The following is a 22,553-nucleotide window of genomic DNA, read 5'->3' as shown; positions in this document are numbered from 1 at the left end:
GTGCGCTCTTCAGCGACTCATTTGATGGCGCCGGCCGAGAGGCCGCGCTCGAACAGGCCCTGCAGGCACAGGTAGGCGACGACCTCGGGGATCGCGGTCAGCACGGCCGAGGCCAGGATCTTGGTCTGGTCGTTGCTGAACTCGCCGACGAAGAACTGCGGGACGAGGGTGATGGTCTGCATGTCCTGCGACTGCAGGAAGACGAGCGGCATGAGGTAGTCGTTCCACGCGCCGATGAGCGTGAAGATGAGCACCGCCGCCGCGATGGGCCGGGTCAGTGGGATCACGAGGTACAGGAAACCGCGCACCGAGTTCGCCCCGTCGACCCGGGCCGCCTCGAACATCTCGTCGGGCAGGCCGTTGATGAAGTTGCGGGTGAGCAGCACGGCGAACGGCACCTGCAGCGCCGCGAGCGGCAGGATGACGGCCCAGTAGGTGTTGAACAGCCCCACCGTCTGCGTCGTCGTGAACAGCGGGGTGAGCAGCACGACCTCGGGCAGCGTGAGGCAGGCGAGCAGCAGCCAGAAGTAGACCTCGCGGGCGCGGATGTGCAGCTTGGCGAATCCGTAGGACGCGAGCATCGTGACGACGTAGACGATCACGATGACGCCCGCGGCGATGACCGCGCTGTTCACGAAGAAGCGGAAGAAGCCGGGCACCTGCAGCACGTCGCGGTAGTTGCCCCAGCCGTCGCCTTGGAAGGAGCCCTGCACCATGGCGACGAGGGGAAGCAGATACGGCAGCACGAGCAGCGTGGCGACCAGCTGCAGGATGCCCTTGCTCCACCACCTGCGGACCTCGAACATCAGCGGCCCTCCCTCTCGCGGCGCCGTGCCGCGCGGCCGGCCCGCCCGCCGCCGTCTTCGCGGCCGACGAGCTGCAGCACGATCGCCATCGCGAGGGCGATCACGAGCAGCACGATCGAGAGCGCGGCGCCGTAGCCGACGTGGGCCAGCTGAATGGTCATCTGGTAGATGTACGTGCCGAGGAACTGGGTCGCGTTGTTCGGGCCCGCGATCGTGACGAGCCACGGCACATCGAAGGTCTTGAGCGCGCCGATCGCGCCCAGGATCGCGAGGGCGACCGTCGTGCCGCGCAGGCTCGGCCAGATGATGCTGACCAGGGTGCGCAGATTGCCGGCGCCGTCGATGCGCGCCGCCTCGAGCAGCGACTGGTCGATCTGACTCATCGCGGCGTAGTAGAGGACGAAGGTGAGGCCGGTCCACTGCCAGATGGTGATGACCATGATGACCGGCAGCGCGGTGGATTCCTGACCGATCCAGGGCTGGGCCAGGAATCCGAGCCCCACGTGCGCGAGCAGCCAGTTGAGCTGCCCGTCGGCCGCGAAGATCTGCCGGAAGACCGGCGCCATGATCGCCGGGGCGAGCACGACGGGCACGAACACGACGACCTTGTAGAGCACCGCGAGCCGGATGCGCGAGTGCATGATCACGGCGAAGACGACGCCGAGCACGGTCTGCACGACGAAGGTGACGACGAAGAACGCGACCGTGTGCCAGATCGCGCGCCAGAAGATCGGGTCGCGGGCGATGTTCAGGTAGTTCTGCGCGCCCACCGAGATCTTGTCGGGGCTCGCGCCGTCCCAGTTGAGGGTCGAGATGTAGCCGGTGTAGGCGATGCAGTAGTAGATCAGCCCGACCGAGAGCACCAGGGCCGGCAGGATCCAGGGCAGGCCGGGGGCGGTGAGGCGGCGGCGGGGCCGGCTCGATGAGCCGACCCCGCTCGCGGTCAGGCGTTGTGAGGCGACCGTCATCCGTTCGCTGCCTTCGCTGCGTCCGCGGCCTGCTGCAGCGTCGCCGCCGCCTTCTGCGGAGTCGCACTGCCGCTCGCAACGGACTGCGCCGCCGCAAGGAAGGCGTTCTCGATGTCGGCGTTGAGGAGCGCGAAGCGCGGCTCGTCGACGCTCGCCGTGCCCTTGAGATAGTCGTTCACGGGGCCCGACTGGATGCTCGGGTCGACGAACGCGATCTTGTCGAAGTTCGGGGCGACGCCGGCGAGCACGGGCGTCGTGTCGAGTCGGTCGGCGATCTGCTGCTGGCCGTCCTTGCTGGTCGCCATCCACGTGACGAAGGTCTCGGCGGCCGCCCGGTTCTTCGACTTGCTGGCCACCGCGAGACCGTAGTCGGCATCGCCGAACATCTCGCTCGTGTTGCCCTTGCCTGCCACGTCGGGGAACTGCATGGGCAGGATCGGGAACGGCTTGGCGCCCGCGACGCCGGCCGCCGAGATGGCCTGGGTCATGGCGGCCTCTGTCGCGTACTGGGTGTACCAGCTGCCCATCATGACCATCGCGTACTTCCCGGTCAGGAAGGCGTTGTTCACGTCGGGGTACTGCTGGGCGCCGAGAGCGCCCTCCTGCATGATGCCGCTCGTGAACAGCTCCTTCCAGATGCTCAGGGTCTTGACGATCTGCGGGGAGTCCCACTTCTCGTCGCCCTTGGAGGCCTTCGTCCAGAAGCCCGGGTCGACCGAGTTCGCGATCGCCTGCAGGGTGTCCTGGTCGAAACCCTCCTGAGAGGCGCCCTGGGCGAAGCATCCGACGTTGTTCGCCTTGAACGTCGCGCAGACCTGCTTCCACTCGTCGAGCGTCTTCGGCGGCTGCAGATCGAACTTCTTGAACAGATCGGCGTTGTACCAGAGCGAGCCGGCGAAGGTCGAGCCGATGGGCAGGGCGGTGAGCTTGCCCTTCGAGCTGAGGCCGTCGACGGCGATCTTCGCGATCTTCGACTTCCAGTCGCTGCCGAGGGCCTTCTTGGCGACGGGGGTCAGGTCCTCGGCGTAGCTGCCGAACTGCTGCACGTACGCGCCGGGCTGCAGGTCGTAGACGTCCGGGCCGTTGTTGGAGGCGAGGGCGGGGCGCATCGCGGCCTGGTAGTCGGAGATGCCAACCAGTTTGAAGTTGACCTTGATGTCTGGGTACTGCTTGTTGAACGCGGCGATGAAGCCCTTCGCCTCGTCGGTGTTGGTCGGGGTCCAGCCCCACCAGTTGATGGTGCCTTTGGTGGCGGAGCCGGCCGCGCCCTGGCTCGCGCCGCCGCCGCTGCACGCCGCCAGGCCCGTCACGGCGAGGCCTGCCGCAGCGAGGACGGCGAGCGATCGGAGAACGCTCTTCGATCGGAATGGGAATCGCATGTTCTTCCTCGTTGGTCGCGGGCACGTCGTCGTGCCCGGGTGAGCGCCCGGCCGGGGGACCTGGCGTGATTCGAGGCTGGGGTGCGCGCGAGCGGACCCCGTTGTCACTCGGGGATGAAGGTAATCACGGCGAAAATCAGCGTCAAGGTTTCCTGCAAAACAGGAAATGTTTCGTTATCCGGTCGTGGCCGTGGCCATGACAGTGGCCGTGGCCGCCGTGCGCGCCCCGGCGGGTGTGTGGCTATGCGCCGGGCGCGGCCGTGCTGTCGCGGGCGACCAGCGTCGTCGCCATGTCCACGCGCCGGTAGGCGAGCTCGGGCTCGTCGTGCAGTCGGGTGACGAGCTGCATCGCCTGCTCGGCCATCTCGGCGAGCGGAACGTGCACGGTCGTCATCGCGGGGCCCGCCCACTTCGCGATCGCAAGATCGTCGTAGCCGACGACGGAGAGGTCGCGGGGGATGTCGAGCCCGAGTGCGCGCGCCGCGTCGTAGACGCCGAGCGCCTGGATGTCGCTCGAGGCGAAGATCGCCGTGGGCCGGTCGTCGCCGGAGAGCAGGGCGAGACCCTGCTCGTAGCCGTCGTCGTGGTGGAACTTGCCCGGCTTGACCCACTCGCGTCGAATGGGGATGCCGGCGGCGTCCAGCGCCGCGCGATAGCCCGAGAGCCGCGCCGTCGAGGCCAGCATGTCGTCGGGCCCGGTGATGATCGCGACCCTGCTGTGGCCGAGCTCGATGAGGTGGGAGGTTGCCAGATAGCCGCCGTTCCAGTCGGCTGAGCCGACGGAGGGGGCATCGGTCGAGGGCGCGCCGTACGGGTCGATCATGACTACCGGGATGTTGTGGCTGCGCAGCCGGGTCCTGACCTTCTCGCTGAGCTGCGCCGCGACGAGGATGACGCCGGCCGGCTGCCGCCGCACGACGCCCTCGATCCACGACGGGTGCGGCTGATGGCTGTCGAGCGTGCCGTTGACGACCATGCCGATGCCCTGCTCGCGCGTGACCCGCTCGATGCCCGCGATCGCGGCTGCGCCGAACGGGCTGTCGATCTCGAAGCAGAGCACCTCGACGAGCGGCGCGGTGCTCTGTGCCGTGGCGCGCCGGTTGTAGTTCCGATCGTTGAGCACCGCCTCGACGCGGCTCCTGGTCTCTTCGGAGACCCCCGAGCGGCCGTTCAGCACCTTCGAGACCGTCGCGATCGAGACGCTCGCGAGCGTGGCGACTTCGGAGAGGGTGGCGCGGCCTCGGCGCCCGGCTGCGGGTGTGCTCATGCTTCTTCTCGCGTTACTCTCGGGTTCGGCGGGACGATACGTTTCTTCCAAGCCGAGAAACTTTGTGCACCAGAGGTTAGCAATGACGATGACCGATCACCCGCAGGCCGACGCCTTCGCGCGCTACCCGTCCCTCGCGGGGCGCACGGCATTCGTCAGCGGCGGCGCCACCGGGCTGGGGCGCGAGTTCGTCGCGCAGCTCGCCGCGCAGGGGGCGCGGGTCGCCTTCGTCGACGTCGACGCGGAGGCCGGCGCGGCGCTCGCCGCCGAGGTCGCAGCCCGGGGCCGGCCTGAGCCGCTGTTCCTGGAGGTCGACGTGACCGACGTGCCCGCGCTGCAAAGCGCCATCGCGCAGGCATCCGCCCGCCTCGGCCCGATCACGGTCCTCGTCAACAACGCCGCGAACGACACGCGCCGCGCCGTCGACGACATCGACGTCGCCGGGTGGGACGAGGGCATCGCAGTCAACGTGCGCCATCACTTCTTCGCCGCGCAGGCGGTCCGTCCCATGATGCGCGCCGCGGGCGGCGGCTCGATCGTGAACCTGGGCTCGATCAGCGCGCACATCGACCTCGTCGAGCTGCCGGTCTACATCACGGCGAAGGCGGGCATCGAGGGGCTGACCCGCACCCTGGCGCGCGAGTTCGGTGCTGACGGCATTCGCGTGAACTGCATCATTCCCGGGTGGGTCATGACGCCGCGGCAGCTCGAGAACTGGGTCGGCGACGCCGAGCGGGCGAAGATCATGGCCGCGCAGTGCCTGCCCGAGCTGCTGTACCCGGCCGATGTGGCCCGCCTGCTGCTGTGGCTCGCGGCAGACGACTCGCGCATGTGCACCGCGCAGAGCTGGGTGGTCGACGGCGGCTGGATGTGAGGCCGCGCTACGAGGCTCGCCGCGGGGGAGCCGTGCTCGCGCGCACGACGAGCTCCGTCGGCAGATCGACGTGCCGGAACGAGAGCCCGGGCTGCTCACGTGACCGTTCGACGAGCGTCATCGCCGCTTCGGCCATCTGCGCGATCGGCACGTGCACGGAGGTCATGGCCGGGCTCGCCCACTGCGAGACCGAGAGGTCGCCGTAGCCGATCACGGAGAGATCGCCGGGGATGTCGAGACCGAGCGAGCGCGCGGCGTCGTACACGCCGAGGGCCTGCAGATCGCTCGAGGCGAAGACGGCGGTCGGGCGCTCCTCGAGCTCGAGCAGCGCGCGCCCCTGCGCGTAGCCGTCGGCGTGGACGAAGCGACCGGGCTTGATCCACTCCGGGCGCACGCGGATGCCGGCCGTCTCGAGCGCCGTGCGGTAGCCGGCGAGGCGCGCCGCCGCCGCCTGCATGCCGTCTGGCCCCTTGATGATCGCGATCCTCGTGTGGCCCAGCTCCTGCAGGTGACGGGTGGCGAGGAAGCCGCCGTTCCAATCAGCGGAGCCGATGGATGAGGCATCCGCCGCCGGCGGCCCGAACGGGTTGATCGCGACCACCGGGATGTCGCGGCTGCGCAGCCGCGTCTTGATGCGGGGGCTCAGCTCGGACAGGAGCAGGATGACGCCGAGCGAGTCGCGGTGGAGCACGCCGTCGACCCAGCCCGCAGGCGGGCCGTAGTCGTTTTCCGCCCCCGAGATCACGAGGCCCCTGCCGGCACGCCGCACGACGCGCTCGAGAGCGGCGGTCATGGCGGCGCTGAAGGGGCTGGCGATGTCGAAGCACAGCACGTCGATCACGGGCGCCGGCCGGTGGGCGGTCGTCCGCCGGCTGTAGCCGCGGGCGTCGAGCAGCGCGTCGATGCGGTCGCGGGTCTCGTCGGAGACGCCGTCGCGCCCGTTCAGCACCTTCGAGACCGTCGCGACCGAGACGCTGGCGAGCGCCGCGATGTCGGCGAGGGTGGCACGGGTGGCACGGGTGGCACGGGTGGCACGGGTGGCGCGCGGGGCGGGCGCTGCAGAGGTCGGGTCCTCGGCAAGCTCATTCGTCACCCTGGCAGATTATCTGTGGAACCGCGCAATTCGGGGACAGGGCGGTCTGTGCATCGGCTCTCGCGTGTCGCGTGCCCGCGGCGGTGTGCTGCGGCGCTTTCCGTGGCGGGCGCTCTGCAATAGCGTCGATCTCATGAAGGCGCAGCAGCTGACGGCCCCGGTGACGTATCACGGCGAGGGGCCCTGCTGGGATCCGGTGGGCGAGCGGATGCTGCTCGTCGACATGCTGGCCGGCGCGGTTGTCGACCTCTCATCGCTCACCTCGCCGGCGCGCTACGACGTCGGCTCGCCGGTCGCGGCCGTCGTACGGCCGCGCCGCAGCGGCGGGTTCATCGTGGCGACCGAGCACGGCTTCTCGCTGTTCGACTCGGGGTTCCGGCGGGAGCGCGAACTGACGCAGGTGCTCGACGACGCCGCGATCCGACTGAACGAGGGCGGCTGCGACCCGGTGGGGCGCCTCTTCTGCGGGGGAATGGCGTATGAGCAGACGCCCGGCGCGGCGGCTCTGTTCCGGCTCGAACCCGATGGCACCGCGTCCGTCGCCCTCGACGACATCACCATCTCCAACGGGCTGCAGTGGAGCCTCGACGGTGAGCGCGCCTACTACGTCGACACGCCGACGAAGCGCATCGACGTCTTCGACTACGACGCCGCCGAGGGCACGCTGCACGAACGGCGCCCGCTCGCCGACGTCAGCGACCTCGAGGGCGGCCCCGACGGCATGACGATCGACGCAGAAGGCGGGCTGTGGGTCGCGTTCTACAACGGCGGCGCGGTGCGCCGCTTCGACCCGGCAAGCGGCGCGATCACCGAGCTGATCGAGATTCCGGGGGTCCGGCAGATCACGGCGCCGGCCTTCGGCGGGGCATCCCTCGACACCCTCTACATCACGACCTCGCGCGAGAACCTGCCCGACGACGCCCAGCCCGCCGCGGGCGCGGTGTTCGCCGTGCAGCCCGGTGTGCAGGGGGTGCCGCTGCCGGCGTTCGCGGGCTGACGGGCCGCGCTATTCGGCCACCGGGGTGCGCCCCACCGTCACGACGGGGTTCGTCAGTCGGCCGATGCCGGCAATCTCGATGGTGACCTCATCGCCGTCGCGCAGGGTGAACTCGCTGGGGGGAACGAGACCCGTTCCCGTCAGCACGACGACGCCGTCGGGGAACTCGAGACCGCGGAAGAGCCAGTCGGCAAGGTCCTCCAGGCGCCGCGCCAGCTGGTCGGTCGACGTGACCTCGTCGTACACCGAGCTGCCGTCGCGCTCGATGAGCAGGCGGATGTCGAACGGGGGAGTCGCGAGCCAGGCAGGGACGATCTCGGGACCGAGCGCGCAACCGGCCGTGAACACCTTCGCCTGCGGCAGGTAGAGCAGGTTCTCGCCCTCGATCGAGCGGCTCGACGAGTCGTTGCCCGGCACGTAGCCGAAGATCTCGCCCGCGGCGTCGACGACGATGCCGAGCTCGGACTCCGGCACGTCCCAGGTGGAATCCGCGCGCTTGCCCACCGGCTCGCCGTCGCCGACCACGCGCACGCCCGTCGACTTGAAGAACAGCTCGGGGCGCTGCGCCCCGTAGACCTTGTCGTAGGGGGTGCCGTCGCTCGCCTCTTCGATGCGCCCGTCGCGGCTGCGCAGGTACGTCACGCCGGCCGCCCACACCTCATGCTGCGGGTCGATCGGAGCCAGCACACGAGCGGGCCGGATGCCTGCGCCGGCGGCCCCTTCGACGCGTTCGCGCGCCTCGGCGGCGGGCAGCCGCAGCAGCCCGGCGAGGCTCATGCCGAGAGGGGTATATTCCTCGCCGCGGCGCACGGCCCACAGGACGTCGCCGTCGACCTCGACGCGGGCGAGGGCGGTATCGGGGCGGTTGCTCATCAGTGCGACTCCCTCGTCACGATCGATCCGCTCGACCCCACGAGGAAGTCGAGGTCGGCACCCGTGTCGGCGCCCTGGACGTGTTCGATGTACAGCTTCTGCCAGCCGCGGTCGGCCTTCGCGAACGACGACACCTCGCGGAACGCGGGCTTGCGCGCCGCGAGCTCCTCCTCGGGCACCAGCAGCTCGAGCTTCCGGTTCGGCACATCGAGCGAGATCAGGTCACCGTCCTGCACGAGGGCGAGCACGCTGCCCGGCGAGGCGGCCTCGGGGGCGACGTGCAGCACCACGGTGCCGTATGCCGTTCCCGACATACGACCGTCGGAGATGCGGACCATGTCGCGGACGCCCTGCTTGAGCAGCTTCGGCGGCAGGGGCGTGTTGGCGACCTCGGGCATACCGGGGTAGCCCTTCGGCCCGCAGCCGCGGAGCACGAGCACCGAGTCGGCGTCGACGTCGAGCTCGGGGTCGTCGATGCGGGCGTGGAAGTCCTCGATGGAGTCGAAGACGACGGCCCGGCCCGTGTGGGTGAGCAGCTCGGGACTCGCCGCCGACGGCTTGATGACGGCGCCGCGCGGCGCGAGGTTGCCGCGCAGCACGGCGATGCCCGCCTCGTCCTGCAGGGGGTTCTCGCGCAGTGAGATCACGTCACGGTCCCACACGGGGTGCTCGCCGAGGAAGGAGATGAGCGGCGCGCCGACCACGGTCTGCGCGGCGGGGTCGAGCAGGTCGGTGAGCTGGTCGAGCACGGCCAGCACGCCGCCGGCGCGGAACAGGTCCTCCATCAGGTAGCTGCCCGAGGGCTGCAGATTCACGAGCAGCGGGACCTTCCCGCCGATGCGGTCGAAGTCCTCGAGGGTGAGGTCGATGCCCAGGCGGCCGGCGATGGCGAGCAGGTGCACGACCGCGTTCGTCGAGCCGCCGATTGCGGCGAGGGTAACGATCGCGTTGTGGAACGACTCCTTCGTGATGACCTGCGAGATGCGCCGGTCCTCGAGAGCCAGCTCGACCGCGAGCCGGCCCGAGGCGTGCGCCGCCTCGAGCAGGCGGCTGTCGGGCGCGGGCGTGCCGGCGACGCCCGGAATCGTCATGCCCAGCGCCTCGGCCATGATGCCCATCGTCGAGGCGGTGCCCATGGTGTTGCAGTGGCCCTTCGAGCGCACCATCTGCTTGTCGAACCGCTCGAACTCCTGCTCGGAGAGGTTGCCGGCGCGCACCTCTTCCGACAGGGCCCAGACGCCGGTGCCGCACCCGGAGCGCTCGCCGCGGAAGTAGCCGTTGAGCATGGGGCCGCCCGGCACGACGACGGCGGGCAGATCGACCGATGCGGCGCCCATCAGCAGCGCGGGAATCGTCTTGTCGCAGCCGCCGAGCAGCACCGCCGCGTCGATGGGGTTCGCCCGCAGCATCTCCTCGATCGTCATCGCCGCCATGTTCCGCCACAGCATCGCGGTCGGCTTCACGAGCGTCTCGCCGAGCGAGGTGACCGGCAGATTCACGGGCACGCCGCCCGCCTCCCAGACGCCCTGCTTGACGTACTCGGCGACCTCGTTCAGGTGCGCGTTGCACGGCGTCAGGTCGCTCGCGGTATTGGCGATCGCGATCTGCGGGCGGCCGTCGAAGGCGTGGTCAGGGACCCCGCGCCGCATCCACGCGCGGTGGATGAACGGGTCCCGCCCCGTGCCGCCGTACCAGTCCTGACTGCGCATCATCGCGCCCTCCTTCGGGTCAAGGTCCATCTTGTCTGATGATCGATTCGAAACTCGCCACGGGCGCGCCTCAGCGCTCCGGCGAGGTCACGGCACGAGGATGCCGCGGCCGACCGCGCCCGAGACGAGGTGCTCGTACGCCGCCGCCACCTCGTCGAGCGGCAGTCGCTCGCCGAGGAGCCGGTCGATCGGCAGCCGGCCCGCGAGGTAGAGCTGGAAGATGCGCGGCAGGTCGATGGGCGGATTGCTCGACCCGTAGAGCGAGCCGATCACGCGCTTCTGCCGCTGCACGAGCTGGTTGAGCGGCACGGCGAACTCCGTGTCGGCGGAACCGAGGCCGACCGCGACCACGGCACCGCCTGCCGCCGTGCAGTCGAGCGCCTGGCGCAGCGTCGCGGGTCGCCCGATGGCCTCGATCGCCCAGTCGACGCCGCGGCCACCGGTGGCGGCGAGCACCGCCGCCGTGGCATCTGTCTCACGCCCGTTGATGGCGATCGCGGCTCCCAGTTCGCGCGCGAGCTCGAGCTTGCGGTCGTCCACATCCACGACGATCACGGGGTGCGCACCGGTCAGTGCCGCGCCCATCACCGCCGAGAGCCCGACGCCGCCCGCGCCGATCACGAGCAGCGGCCGGCCCGCGGCGAACTCGACGACGTTCAGCACCGCTCCGACCCCGGTGATGACGGCGCACGCGGAGATCGCCGCGACCTCCGGCGGCACCCCGTCGGGCACGACGACCGCCGCGTTCTCGTTCACGACGACCTTCTCGGCGAAGCAGGACACGCCCATGAGGTGGTGCAGCGCCGTGCCGTCGGCCGCGCCGCCTGAGTCCACGGGAAGCGAGAGCCGCGAGGTGCCGTCGGGCAGGCCGCCCGTGGCCGCCTGCACCTTGCCGAGCTCGCAGAGAACCGGGTTGCCTGACACGCAGGCCTCGCAGACGCCGCAGCGCGGGCGCCACAGCAGCGCCACGCGGTCGCCCACCCTGATGCGGCCGGATGCCCGCGGCCCCAGTTCCTCGACGATGCCGGCCCCCTCGTGGCCGAGCACGAGCGGCAGCGGCGCCGTGAGGTCGCCGGTCATGTAGTGGTAGTCGCTGTGGCACACGCCCGCCGCCTCGATGCGCACGACGATCTCGCTGTCGCGGGGTGCAGCGAGCTCGACCTGCTCGATCGCAGGGGGTCGGCCGGGGGCGCGCAGCACGGCGGCGCGGATCGCGGTCATGCGCGCGCGGCCGAGGACGGTGCGCGGTCGCCGCCGGCGACGAGCTGGTCGCGCAGCGACTCGCGCACGACGCACTGCTCGAACGCGAACGAGTCGGCGAGGGCGTCCAGCTCGTCGTCGCTCAGCCCGCGGAACAGCTCCGCGTACTCCTCGGCGAGCGGCTGCGCGAACAGCAGGTTGTTGAGTACCGTGGAGACGGTGTCGAAGCGGCCCCACGGGTACGGGTTCCAGTTCGGGAACTCGCGCGCCACGAGAGCCTGAACGGCCTCGCTGACCTCGCGCACGCCCTCGCCGCCGAGCCGGTCGCTGCCCCACTGGTCGGCGGCGAGCCGGTTCTTCTTGGCGACGAAGGCGTCGAAGCGCTGCCGATACGGTGACTCGGGCGCGACCGAGACGAGCCCCTGGCGGCCGAGGTCCTTGTACATCCAGCTCGTCCAGCTGACGTCGAACTCGCGATAGAGGTCGAGCTGATCGGCGAGGATGCGGCGGCGCATGGCATCCACGTGCTCGTCGCCCGTGTAGATCGGTGCGAACTCGCCGACCATGATGGGCGTGCCGCTCGCGCGGGCGTACGCGGAGCGCTGCAGGAACTTGCGGCGCGCGTAGTCGCGGTCGATGTAGACGCCGTCGGTCTCGCCCGGGTAGTCGCCCCCGCGGCCGAGGCCGGAGGCGACGTAGTCGTGCACCGAGTAGACCGTGTTCGGCCAGGGGTCGGCGGGGTCGAACATGTCGAACTCCGTGGAGTAGGTGTTGCCGTCGAGGAACACGGTGTGGTCGGGATCGATCTCGCGCACGGCGTCGAACAGCCGCCGATAGAGGGGGCCGACGACGCGCCGGGTCTCATCGGCGGGCTCGTTCATGAGGTTGTAGCCGGCCACCCAGGTGTTGCCCTTGTAGTGCTCGGCGATCGCCTTCCAGATGTTCACGACCCTGTCCTGGAAGTGCGGGTGGCGCCACAGCTGCGCCTGATGGGTGTCGTTGTCGGAGTGCCAGTGGTGGTTCTGGCTGCCGGGCAAGGCGTGCAGGTCGATGAGCGAGTACACGCCATGGCGGCCGGATGCCTCGATGGCGCGGTCGAGGTGCTCGAACGCCGTCGGCAGGATCTCCAAGGGGCGGTCGTCGGACTCGAAGTGGTGGTAGTTGACCGGAATGCGGATCAGCGTCATGCCGAGGGAGCCGAGGAAGGTGGCATCCGCCTCGCCGTAGAAAGCGGTGAGCAGCCGCTCGAAGAACCGTGCCGCGCGGTCTGCGCCGATGACGGCGGCGACCTTCTCGCGCATGAGGGTCTCGTTGGCGGCGTAGCCCGTGATGAAGTTCTCCATGTTGAGCCAGCCGCCGACGCAGACGCCCGTGAAGCGGATCGGCTCGCCGTAGCCGTCGAGCAGGCGTGCTCCCTCGGTGCGGACGAAGTGGGGCGGCCTCGCGGGGGAGTGCGCGCTGGACATACCGATGACCTCGCTGTCATGTACGGAACGAAACATTTCGCGATCCCTTGGTGGAGTTTTCGCGAATGCTCTCAGGCTAGGAATCGGTGCGGTGCGGTGTCAAGCGCGCGCGGGTGCCGGCCCCATGGAAGCGCCCGGGTGCAGCGCGCACGGCACGAGCACCTGCGTCGCCGGCCCGTCGCGGCCCTCGAGTCGCGCGATGAGCGCCTCGGCCGCGGCTCGGCCGAGCACGTGGCCCGGCGCCTCGTAGGTGCTGAGCGGCGGCTGCGACAGCGCGGCGAGCGACGCGGTGGTGCCGATCGTGACGATCGAGAGGTCGCGGGGGACCTCGATGCCGCGCCGCGGCAGCGCGCTGAGCAGGGCCAGGCTGGCGGCGTCGTGCATCGAGACGATCGCGGTCGTCTGCGGCGCGCTGCTCGCCAGCTCGGCCGGCAGCGCGGAGATGGAGCCCGAGTCGTGGGCGACGTGGAAGACCGTTCCCGCGAGCCCGCGGGCGGCCACCGCCTCGCGGAAGGCCTGCTCGGTGCGGATGGGCGGCGCGTAGCCGGCCAGCGGTGTTCCGCGCAGGTCTTCCAGCACGAGCGCGAGATCGCGGTGGCCGAGCTTCGCGAGCTCATCGACCGCCGTCTGAGTCGTGCGCTCGAAGTCGATGTCGACGTAGTCGATGCCGGCGAGCTCGCGCGTGCGGCCGATCAGGACGAACGGCGCCTGCGCCTCGCGCAGTCGGCTGACCCGCTCGTCGTCGAGCTGCACCTCCATCAGCAGGACCCCGTCGGCGAAACCCGCCTCGATCAGCGATGCGATCTCGGTCGTGACGTTGTCGCTGTGCAGCGGCCACAGCACGAGGTTGTACCCGCGCTCCTCGGCGGCGGTCGCGGCCGACTCCACGAAGGCGTGGTTGTTGCGGTGATCGAGCATGGGGTAGATCAGCGCGAGGATGCGCGACTTGCGGCTCGCGAGCGCGCGTGCCGCGCGGTTGCGCCGGTAGCCGAGCTCGTCGATCACCTGCAGCACGCGCTCGCGGGTCTCGGGGGTCACGGGCTTGGTGTTGTTGACCACGAACGACACCGTCGAGATCGACACCTTCGCGCGATCGGCGACCTGCTGCATCGTGACCACGGTGGCGCCCTTTCTCTCGCGCGAGCTGAGTGCCGCAAGTATCGCATCGACATCGCGCCATTGTGGTAAAGCGCTTGACTTCGGCCACGTGATCTGGTCAGACTGCCGTGCAGGTCAAGCGCTTGACCCGATTCGGCTCGGGCGCCGGGCCCTGTTGCTCGACCCTCTTGTGACGCAAAGGAGCTCACTCGTGAAGAAATCGCGCACCCTCGTGGCGATCGCCGCAGCATCGGCCGTCGCGCTCACCCTCGCCGCCTGCTCGTCGGGCTCGTCCGCCAGCGCAGGCGGCAAGCAGACGCTGACGGTCGAGGACTACTACTCGTCGGACCCGAGCATGAGCGGTTACAACGCCGTCTACAAGGAATGCGCGGCGTCCATCGGGGCGAAGGTCAACCCCGTGCACATCGCCGGGGCATCCCTCATCCAGAAGGTGCTGCAGCAGGCATCCTCTCGGACCCTGCCCGACGTCCTCATGCTCGACAACCCCGACGTTCAGCAGATCGCCGCGACCGGCGCGCTCGCCCCGCTCAAGAACTTCGGCGTCTCGGCGCCCAAGGGCGACGTTCCCGGCGTGATCAAGGCGGGCACCTACAAGGGCGAGCTCTACGGCCTCGCGCCCGTGATCAACTCGATCGCGCTCTACTACAACGTCGACATGCTGAAGGCCGCGGGTGTGACCCCGCCGAAGACGTGGGACGAGTTGCAGGCCGCCGCGAAGAAGCTCACCGACCCGAGCAAGGGCGTCTACGGCTTCGCGATGAGCAACATCAACACCTACGAGGGCACCTGGCAGTTCCTGCCGTTCCTGTGGACGAACGGCGGTGACGAGAAGAACATCGACACTCCTGAGGCGGCGCAGGCGCTGCAGCTCGACGTCGACCTGCAGAACGACGGCTCGATGTCGAAGAGCTCGGTGAACTGGTCGCAGCAGGACGTCAACAACCAGTTCGTCGCGGGCAAGGCGGCCATGATGATCAACGGCCCGTGGCAGCTGCCCGTGCTGAACGCGAAGAAGGGGCTCAACTTCGCGAGCGTTCCGATTCCGACCCGCACGTCGTCGCAGACCGTCGTCTCCCCGCTCGGCGGCGAGACCTTCAACGTTCCCCAGACCGGCGACAAGGCCAAGATGGCCCTCGCCGGAAAGTTCGTCGCGTGCCTGAACAAGCCGGCGACCCAGCTCAAGATCGCCAAAATCTCGGGCAACGTCCCCTCCGACCAGGACTCGGCCGCCACGTGGGCGACGTCGCACCCGCAGGTGCAGGCGTTCACCGAGACCGTGAAGACGGCGCGGGCGCGCACCGGTGAGCTCGGGCCGAAGTGGCCCACCGCGGCGACGGCGATCTACACGGCCGTGCAGCTCGCACTCACGGGCAAGGCGAGCCCCGAGGACGCGCTGAAGCAGGGGCAGGCGCAGAACAAGTGACGACCTCAGTGGATGCCGGGCGCGCGCACAGCGCCGCCCCGCCGGCCCGCCGCGCCCGACCGAGCACCGAGCCGCGCAGGAAGGCGCACCCCGCCCGCTACCTCACGCGCTGGTTCTTCGTCGCGCCCGCGATCCTGTTCGTGCTGGTGTTCTTCGGCTACCCCATCGTGCAGAACGTGGTCATGTCGCTGCAGAACTACACGACCACCACGTTCTACACGGGCGAGGCGCCGTGGGTCGGGTTCAAGAACTACACGACGGTGTTCACGAACCCCGTCTTCGGAACGGCCGTGGTGAACACCGTGCTGTTCACGATCGGTTCGATCGTGCTGCAGTTCGGCGTCGGGCTCGGCCTCGCGCTGTTCTTCAAGCGGCACTTCCCGCTGAGCGGGTTCCTGCGCTCGCTGCTGCTGCTGCCCTGGCTGCTGCCGCTCATCGCGTCGGCGGCCGTGTGGAAGTGGATCCTCGATCAGGGCAGCGGCGCGCTCAACGGGTTCCTCGGCCTGTTCGGCGTCGACCCGGTGCCGTGGCTCGTCAGCCCGAGCCTCGCGCTCATCGCCGTCATCGGCGTGAACATCTGGCTCGGCATCCCGTTCAACACGACCATCCTCTACACCGGCCTGCAGGCCGTGCCCGAGGAGCTCTACGAGGCCGCCTCGCTCGACGGCGCCGTGGGGTGGCGCGCCTTCTGGCACATCACCTGGCCCAGCATCCGCTCGGTCGTCAGCGTCGTGATCGTGCTCGGCGTCGTCTACACGCTGAAGGTCGTCGACATCATCCTCGGCCTGACGGGCGGGGGCCCGGCGAACTCGACGCAGACGCTCGCGACCTGGGCCTACCAGAACTCGTTCGTGAAGTTCGCGTTCGGGCAGGGCGCCGCGATCAGCAACGTGCTGATCGTCGTCTCGCTGCTGTTCTCGGCCGTCTATCTGTACATGAACCGCAAGGGAGTCGACGAATGAGCGAGACGCGCGCGCTGCGGCTCGCGGGGGTGCCGAACCGCGCCCCCGCCCGGAAGTGGCCGATGACGGTGCTCGGCATCGTCTTCCTCGGCATCATGGTGTTCCCCGTCTATTGGATGATCAACAGCAGCCTGCAGGCCAACTCCGGGGCGGCGAGCACCGACTGGTTCCCGATCCACCCCACGATCGCCGGCTACGTCACGGCCATCCACCAGCAGGGCGGCAACCTCGTCACGAGCCTCGTGATCGCGATCAGCGCGGTGGTGCTCACCCTCGTGGTCGCGACGCCCGCGGCATACGGCCTCGCCCGCTTCAAGATGCGGGGCATGACCGCGTTCGTGCTCGTGCTGCTGATCACCCAGATGATCCCGACGATCGTGATCGCCAACGCGCTCTACACGCTGTTCAACGACTGGGGCCTGCTGAACTCGTACCTCGGCCTGATCCTCGCCGACAGCGCGCTGCAGATCCCCTTCGCGATCATCCTGATGCGGGCGTTCATGGCGTCGATTCCGCAGAGCCTGGTCGAGGCGGCTCTCGTCGACGGCGCGAACAACTTCCGGGCGTTCACCGCGATCGTCGTGCCCATCAGCAAGAACGCGATCATCACGGCCGCGCTCTTCACCTTCCTCGGCGCGTGGGGCGACTTCCTGCTCGCGTTGACCCTGACGAGCACCCCGGCCGTGCGCCCCATCACCCTCGGCATCTACAACTACATCGGCGCCAACGTCACGCAGTGGGGGCCCGTCATGGCGACCGCCGTGATCGCCTCCATCCCGGCCGGCGTGCTGCTCATCATCGCGCAGAAGTACATCGCGGCCGGCGCCCTGGGCGGAGCGATCAAGTGACGACGGACGCCTCGGCGAAAGACCACTCAGAAGGAGAATCCATGAACGCCATCCCCACCACCTCCACCCGCCCGCTGCGTGTCGTCGTCTGGGGCGAGAACCGGCACGAGCAGGTCGAGCCGCACGTCGCCGAGCTCTACCCCGACGGCATGCACAACGCCATCAAGGCGGGCATCGAAGAGAACCTCGGCGAGGGCGCCGTCGTCACGACCGCCCTGCTCGACGACCCCGAGCACGGCCTCACCGAAGAGCGCCTCGCCGAGACCGACGTGCTGACCTGGTGGGGCCACGCGGCACACGGGGAGGTCTCGGACGAGGTGGTCGAGCGGGTGCACCGCCACGTGCTCGAGGGCATGGGGCTCGTCGTGCTGCACTCCGGCCACTGGTCGAAGATCTTCCAGAAGCTGATGGGCACGACCTGCACCCTGCGCTGGCGCAGCGAGAACGACCGCGAACTCGTCTGGACGGTCGACCCCACCCACCCCATCGCGCAGGGGGTGCCGCACCCAATCGAGATCCCCCAGCAGGAGATGTACGGCGAGCAGTTCGATGTTCCCAAGCCCGACGAGATCGTCTTCATCTCGTCGTTCTCGGGCGGCGAGGTGTTCCGCAGCGGCATCACCTATCGCCGCGGCAACGGCAAGATCTTCTATTTCAGCCCGGGCGACCAGGACTTCCCGGTGTATCACCACAAGGACGTGCGACGCGTCATCGCGAACGGCGTGAAGTGGGCGGCCTCCGACCGGCCGGCCCGCGCGCTGCCCACCCTGCTGCGCTACGAGACCGGCGACTTCTTCAACGGGCGCGGCTACCAGGGCGCCATGAGCAACCACGCGGACGCCGAATGAGCCGGTTCGCGACCGTCGACGCCGCCGGCCCGCTGCGGGTCGTCCTCGTCGGCGCGGGGAACATGGGGCGCCACTGGCTGGACGTCATCGCCGAGACGCCCGAGGTCGAGCTCGTCGGGCTCGTCGACCTCGATCTGCCGCTCGCGCGGCGCGCGCTCGCGGAGCGGGGGCTGAGCGTGACGGTGGGCGAATCGCTGACGCAGGTGGCGGGGGACGCCGGCGCGCAGGCCGTTATCGACGTGACCGTGCCGCCCGCCCACCACGCCGTGAACACCGAGGCGCTGTTCGCGGGGCTGCCGGTGCTGTGCGAGAAGCCGATCGCGCCGACCGTCGCGCAGAGTCTCTCGCTGGCCGCCGCGGCCGAGGCATCCGGCCAGCTGCTCATGACGAGCCAGTCGCGGCGCTACTACGCGGCGCTCGCCGAGCTGAAGGACGCGCTCGGCGCGCTCGGCCCCATCGGCATCGTCACCACCGAGTTCTTCAAGGCGCCGCACTTCGGCGGATTCCGCGACGAGATGGCGCACCCGCTGCTGGTCGACATGGCGATCCACGCCTTCGACGTGTCGCGCTACCTGCTCGACGCCGAGCCGGTGTCGGTCGACTGCCGCACCTTCAACCCGAGCTGGAGCTGGTACCGCGGCGACGCGGCGGCGACCGCGGTGTTCGAGTTCGAGGGCGGCACCAGGTACACCTTCACCGGCAGCTGGTGCAGCCCCGGTTTCGAGACCTCGTGGAACGGCAGCTGGCGCATCAGCGGGGCGGGCGGCACGGCGCTGTGGGACGGCGAGGGGCGCCCAGAGGTGGAGTACGTCGAGGGAGCAGGGCCGGGCGACGTCACGCGCGCGACCCTGCCCACTGCCGTTCGTCCCGAGATCGCCGGGGCGCTCGACGAGTTCGTCGATGCGCTGCGCACCGGGCGGACGCCCTCGGGCGACGTGCACGCGAACGTGTTCAGCCTCGCGATGGTCGAGGGCGCGGTGCGCTCGGCCGAGACCCTCGGCACCGTCAGCCTCGAGGCCGTGCTGGAAGACGGCTACCGCGACGCGCTCGCGAGCGAACGCCGCGAAGACGTGAGAGGCGTGCTCGAATCATGGGGGAGCGCGGCAGCGGGGCTGCGCACGAAGGGGGTCGCATGACGGTCGCCGCACAGCCGATGGCCGCGCCCGGGCGGGGCGCCGTGGCCCCGCTCGCCGGCGGGGTCGCCCTCGGCGACGGCCTGCTCGGGCGCTGGCAGCGCCGGAACCGCGCGACGACGATCCCGCACGGCATCGAGCGGCTCGAGACCGAGGGCAACCTCGACAACCTGCGCAGGCTGATCGGCGAATCGGATGCCCCGTTCCGCGGCCTCGTCTTCGCCGACAGCGACGTGCACAAGACGCTCGAGGCGGTCGCGTGGGAGCTCGGCCACGGCGAGGACGCCCGGTTGCGCGCCTTCTATGAGGAGGCGGTCGCGCTGCTCGCCCGCGTCCAGGACGACGACGGCTACCTGGATTCCGCGTTCCAGCGCGCCGACCGCGAGAAGGAGCGCTGGAGCGACCTCACGACGGGGCACGAGCTCTATTGCGCGGGGCATCTGATTCAGGCATCCATCGCCGCGAAGCGCGCGCTCGACGACGACCGGCTGCTCGCCATCGCGACCCGGGTCGCCGATCTGATCGTGCGCCGCTTCGGCGGCTCAGCGGCCGAGGGGTACCCGGGCCACCCCGAGGTCGAGTACGCGCTCGTCGAGCTGTTCCGGCTGACGGGGCGGCGCGAGTACCTCGACGTCGCCCGGGCCTTCGTCGACCGGCGCGGCGCGGGGTGGCTCGGCCGCGGCGGCTTCGGCTCGAGCTACTACCAGGACGACACCCCGGTGCGCGAGACGGCCATCATGCGCGGCCACGCCGTGCGGGCGCTCTATCTCAACAGCGGAGTGACGGACGTCTACCTCGAGACGGGCGACGAGAGCCTGCTTTCCGCGCTGCGGGCGCAGTGGGACGACATGGTCACCCGGCGCAGTTACCTGACGGGCGGCACGGGGTCGCGGCACAAGGACGAGGCGTTCGGCGACGCGTACGAGCTGCCGAGCGAGCGGGCGTATGCCGAGACCTGCGCGGGCATCGCCGCGATGCACTGGGCGTGGCGCATGTATGTCGCAACGGGCGAGCTGAGCTACGGCGACTTCTTCGAAACCGCGCTCTACAACGTCGTCGCCGACGGGATCTCGGAAGACGGGGCGGCCTTCTTCTACAGCAACCCGCTGCAGCTGCGGCCCGACCACGTCTCGGGGCAGCAGGAGGCCGCCGCGCGGCGGCTCGACTGGTATTACTGCGCGTGCTGCCCGCCGAACCTGATGCGCACCTTCGCCAGCATCGAGGGCTATCTCGCAGCCGCACGCGGCAACGAGCTGCAGCTCGTGCAGTACACCCGGGCGCGCATCGAGGCGGAGCTCGAGGGCGGCCGCGTCGCGCTCGACGTCGACACCGAGTACCCGCTCGACGGGCGGGTGCGGATCTCTGTGATCGAGGGATTCCCCGGCGCGGCTCTGGCGCTGCGGGTGCCCGCCTGGGCATCGGGCCACCGGGTCTCGGTGGGCGGTGGGGCCGTTTCCGCCGAGCTGCGCGGCGGGGCCCTGCGCCTGCCCGCGGTGCTCGTCGCCGGCACCGTGATCGAGCTTGAGCTCGACATGCCGGCGCAGGTGCTGACGGGCAACGCGCGCATCGACGCCGTGCGCGGTGCGGTCGCGGTGCGCCGCGGGCCGATCGTCTACTGCCTCGAGCAGGCCGACAACGACGTCGACATCGACGAGGTCGAGGTCGATCCGGCGCGGCCGCTCGCCGCGGGGCAGGCGGCGACGCCGCTCGGGCCGGTGCTCGTGGCGACGGGGGCGCGGCGTGCGCCGGGCGGTGCGCTGTATTCGGCGTGGCAGGCGCGGCCCGAGGCATCCGATCGCCCCATCGCCCTCACGCTGCGACCCTATGCCACCTGGGGCAACGGCACGCCGGGTGCGATGCGCGTCTGGATTCCGGCCAGCACCGGCTGAGGGCGGCTCTCAGGCGGTGGAGAGAACATAGAAGGTCGTGTCTTCCGAGCTCTCCACCGCCCCAGCACCCCCGGCCACCGCCAGCGGGGGAGCGGCGCCGAAGCGCACGCTTCCGGTCATCGCGCTCAGCACGCTCGTCGTCGGCACCATGGTGGGCGCCGGTGTCTACTCGCTGCCGGCGAACTTCGCCGCGTCGACGGGCGTCGTCGGCTCGCTGATCGCGTGGGTCGTCTCGGGCCTCGGCACGCTGATGCTCGCGCTCGTCTTCCAGCGCCTCGCGGTCAGCCGCCCTGAGCTCGATGCGGGCATCTTCGCCTATGCCAAGGCGGGCTTCGGGAACTACGTCGGCTTCTTCTCGGCGTTCGGCTACTGGGCGAGCGCCGTGGCGGGCAACGGCACGTATGTCGTGCTGATCGGCTCGGCCCTCGGGCAGGCCTTCCCCATTCTCGGGGAGGGGAACACGCCGGCATCCGCCCTGCTGTCGACCGCGATCCTCTGGGCGTTCCATCTTCTGATCGTGCGCGGCGTGCGGCAGGCCGCGCTCATCAACACCGTCGTCACCATCGCGAAGATCGTGCCGATCATCGTCTTCATCGTGCTCGTCGCGCTGGTCGGCATGCACTGGCACACGTTCTCGGCGAACCTGTGGGTCGGGGCTGGGGATGCCCGCTCTGCCGGGGCCCTCTTCGGGCAGGTGCGCTCGACCATGCTCGTCGCGGTCTTCGTCTTCCTCGGGGTCGAGGGCGCGTCGGTCTATTCGCGCTACGCCCGGAAGCGGCGCGACGTCGGGCGCGCGACGATGCTCGGCTTCGGCAGCGTGCTCGTGATCCTGATGCTGGTCACCCTCGTGGCGTATGCCGCACTGCCCGTGGCGAGCATCGCCGGGCAGCACCAGCCGTCGATGGCCGGAGTGCTCTCGGCCGTCGTCGGCCCGTGGGGCGGCGTCTTCGTCTCGGTCGGGCTGCTCGTGTCGGTGCTGGGGGCGTTCCTCGCCTGGACGCTCATGGCCGCCGAGGTGTTCTTCAATGCGGCGCGCGGCGGGGATGCGCCCGCCGTGTTCGCGCGCGTCAACAGGGCCGGGGTGCCGAGCAGCGCGCTGCTGCTGACGACGCTCGCGGTGCAGCTGCTCGTCGTGGTCTCGCTGTTCTCGAACGACGCGTTCCAGTTCTGCCTGATGCTCTGCGCCGCCCTCGCCGTGGTGCCCTACGTGCTGACGGCGGGTTTCGCGCTGCGCGAGGCCGTCGCCGAGCGACGGCGAGCCGGTGAAGCATCCGCTCGAGTCGCCGGCCCCGTCGTCACGGCCGCGCTCGCGCTCGTCTACACGCTGTTCCTCGTCTACGCGACGGGCATCACCTATCTGCTGATCTCGGCGATTGTGTATGCGCCGGCGTCACTGCTGTTCGCGGCGGCGCGGCGCCGCAGCGGTCGCCGGGTGTTCCGCCCGTGGGAGGTCGCGCTCGCCGCATTCACCGTGGTCGCCGCGCTCGTCGGGGTGGTCGCGCTCGCCGCGGGGTGGATCGCGGTTTAGCGGGTCGGGATGCGGGACGCCGAGTTGCTCGACACGCTGCGGGCATGCTCGTGTCGGCACGCGCGGAGACAGACCTCTGCCTTGCGGCCCGGTTGTGTTGCTAGGTGGCGGGGGTGAGGTTGCGTTTGGGGGTGTGGACGGCTGCGACCCATTCGGTGGCGTGGGATCCGA

General features: G+C 70.1%; 19 protein-coding genes. 9 read left to right on the top strand and 10 right to left on the bottom strand.

Annotation, left to right across the window (positions count from 1 at the left end):
• Window positions 1-17 precede the first annotated feature (17 nt).
• From ABD716_RS15375 to ABD716_RS15360, 4 genes are all read right to left on the bottom strand, one after another.
• A complete protein-coding gene (locus ABD716_RS15375; protein WP_344778477.1) occupies window positions 18-806 on the bottom strand; it encodes a carbohydrate ABC transporter permease in 789 nt (262 codons plus the stop codon).
• Window positions 806-1,774 carry a carbohydrate ABC transporter permease gene (locus tag ABD716_RS15370; RefSeq protein WP_344778475.1) on the bottom strand — a complete coding sequence of 323 codons (969 nt, stop codon included), beginning with the start codon at window positions 1,772-1,774 and terminating at the stop codon, window positions 806-808. Before ABD716_RS15370 ends, ABD716_RS15375 begins: the two co-directional genes overlap by 1 nt.
• Window positions 1,771-3,153 carry an ABC transporter substrate-binding protein gene (locus ABD716_RS15365; RefSeq protein WP_344778473.1) on the bottom strand — a complete coding sequence of 461 codons (1,383 nt, stop codon included), beginning with the start codon at window positions 3,151-3,153 and terminating at the stop codon, window positions 1,771-1,773. The genes ABD716_RS15370 and ABD716_RS15365 overlap by 4 nt, the downstream gene beginning before the upstream one ends.
• Window positions 3,154-3,394: 241 nt before the next feature.
• Window positions 3,395-4,420, bottom strand: a complete 1,026-nt coding sequence (locus ABD716_RS15360; protein WP_344778471.1) for a LacI family DNA-binding transcriptional regulator — start codon at window positions 4,418-4,420, stop codon at window positions 3,395-3,397.
• 82 nt (window positions 4,421-4,502) lie between these two features.
• Here ABD716_RS15360 and ABD716_RS15355 point away from each other — a divergent pair, with 82 nt between their 5' ends.
• Window positions 4,503-5,294, top strand: a complete 792-nt coding sequence (locus ABD716_RS15355) for an SDR family NAD(P)-dependent oxidoreductase (RefSeq protein WP_344778469.1) — start codon at window positions 4,503-4,505, stop codon at window positions 5,292-5,294.
• A gap of 7 nt (window positions 5,295-5,301) precedes the next feature.
• Here ABD716_RS15355 and ABD716_RS15350 read toward each other — a convergent pair whose 3' ends face one another.
• Complete coding sequence (locus ABD716_RS15350) at window positions 5,302-6,387, bottom strand: LacI family DNA-binding transcriptional regulator (protein WP_344778467.1); 1,086 nt, start codon at window positions 6,385-6,387, stop codon at window positions 5,302-5,304.
• A gap of 133 nt (window positions 6,388-6,520) precedes the next feature.
• On the opposite strand from ABD716_RS15350, the gene ABD716_RS15345 reads away from it, so the two are divergent.
• Window positions 6,521-7,384, top strand: coding sequence for an SMP-30/gluconolactonase/LRE family protein (locus ABD716_RS15345; protein ID WP_344778465.1), 864 nt, complete (start codon window positions 6,521-6,523; stop codon window positions 7,382-7,384).
• A 9-nt stretch (window positions 7,385-7,393) separates the two neighbouring features.
• On the opposite strand, the gene ABD716_RS15340 is transcribed toward ABD716_RS15345, so the two are convergent.
• The 5 genes from ABD716_RS15340 to ABD716_RS15320 all read right to left on the bottom strand — a co-directional run bounded on the left by ABD716_RS15340 (window position 7,394) and on the right by ABD716_RS15320 (window position 13,742).
• Window positions 7,394-8,257, bottom strand: coding sequence for a fumarylacetoacetate hydrolase family protein (locus tag ABD716_RS15340; RefSeq protein ID WP_344778463.1), 864 nt, complete (start codon window positions 8,255-8,257; stop codon window positions 7,394-7,396).
• Window positions 8,257-9,969, bottom strand: coding sequence for an IlvD/Edd family dehydratase (locus ABD716_RS15335; protein WP_344778461.1), 1,713 nt, complete (start codon window positions 9,967-9,969; stop codon window positions 8,257-8,259). The genes ABD716_RS15340 and ABD716_RS15335 overlap by 1 nt, the downstream gene beginning before the upstream one ends.
• 84 nt (window positions 9,970-10,053) lie before the next feature.
• Window positions 10,054-11,187 (bottom strand): zinc-binding dehydrogenase, encoded by a 1,134-nt coding sequence (locus ABD716_RS15330; protein WP_344778459.1) that lies wholly within the window; start codon window positions 11,185-11,187, stop codon window positions 10,054-10,056.
• Window positions 11,184-12,632, bottom strand: a complete 1,449-nt coding sequence (locus ABD716_RS15325) for a glycoside hydrolase family 5 protein (RefSeq protein WP_344778457.1) — start codon at window positions 12,630-12,632, stop codon at window positions 11,184-11,186. Before ABD716_RS15325 ends, ABD716_RS15330 begins: the two co-directional genes overlap by 4 nt.
• Window positions 12,633-12,731: 99 nt before the next feature.
• Window positions 12,732-13,742: a LacI family DNA-binding transcriptional regulator gene (locus ABD716_RS15320; RefSeq protein WP_344778620.1), complete on the bottom strand. Its 1,011-nt coding sequence runs from the start codon at window positions 13,740-13,742 to the stop codon at window positions 12,732-12,734.
• Between the two features lie 199 nt (window positions 13,743-13,941).
• Here ABD716_RS15320 and ABD716_RS15315 point away from each other — a divergent pair, with 199 nt between their 5' ends.
• Genes ABD716_RS15315 through ABD716_RS15285 form a run of 7 tightly spaced genes read left to right on the top strand, consistent with a single transcriptional unit; the run spans window position 13,942 to window position 22,382 of the window.
• Entirely contained in the window at window positions 13,942-15,174 is a 1,233-nt protein-coding gene (locus ABD716_RS15315; RefSeq protein WP_344778456.1) for a sugar ABC transporter substrate-binding protein, read from the top strand.
• On the top strand, window positions 15,171-16,136 hold the full coding sequence (locus tag ABD716_RS15310; RefSeq protein WP_425553488.1) for a carbohydrate ABC transporter permease: 966 nt from the start codon (window positions 15,171-15,173) through the stop codon (window positions 16,134-16,136). Before ABD716_RS15315 ends, ABD716_RS15310 begins: the two co-directional genes overlap by 4 nt.
• Complete coding sequence (locus ABD716_RS15305; protein WP_344778454.1) at window positions 16,133-16,984, top strand: carbohydrate ABC transporter permease; 852 nt, start codon at window positions 16,133-16,135, stop codon at window positions 16,982-16,984. Before ABD716_RS15310 ends, ABD716_RS15305 begins: the two co-directional genes overlap by 4 nt.
• Window positions 16,985-17,025: 41 nt before the next feature.
• A complete protein-coding gene (locus ABD716_RS15300) occupies window positions 17,026-17,832 on the top strand; it encodes a ThuA domain-containing protein (protein ID WP_344778452.1) in 807 nt (268 codons plus the stop codon).
• Window positions 17,829-18,968, top strand: coding sequence for a Gfo/Idh/MocA family protein (locus ABD716_RS15295; protein WP_344778450.1), 1,140 nt, complete (start codon window positions 17,829-17,831; stop codon window positions 18,966-18,968). The genes ABD716_RS15300 and ABD716_RS15295 overlap by 4 nt, the downstream gene beginning before the upstream one ends.
• Window positions 18,965-20,854, top strand: a complete 1,890-nt coding sequence (locus ABD716_RS15290; protein ID WP_344778448.1) for a glycoside hydrolase family 127 protein — start codon at window positions 18,965-18,967, stop codon at window positions 20,852-20,854. The genes ABD716_RS15295 and ABD716_RS15290 overlap by 4 nt, the downstream gene beginning before the upstream one ends.
• Window positions 20,855-20,891: 37 nt before the next feature.
• On the top strand, window positions 20,892-22,382 hold the full coding sequence (locus tag ABD716_RS15285) for a basic amino acid/polyamine antiporter (RefSeq protein ID WP_344778446.1): 1,491 nt from the start codon (window positions 20,892-20,894) through the stop codon (window positions 22,380-22,382).
• The last annotated feature ends 171 nt before the right edge of the window (window positions 22,383-22,553 follow it).

This window comes from Gryllotalpicola kribbensis (assembly GCF_039538245.1).
Classification (GTDB): Bacteria; Actinomycetota; Actinomycetes; order Actinomycetales; family Microbacteriaceae; genus Gryllotalpicola; species Gryllotalpicola kribbensis.
This window is presented reverse-complemented; position numbering and strand designations above follow the sequence as displayed.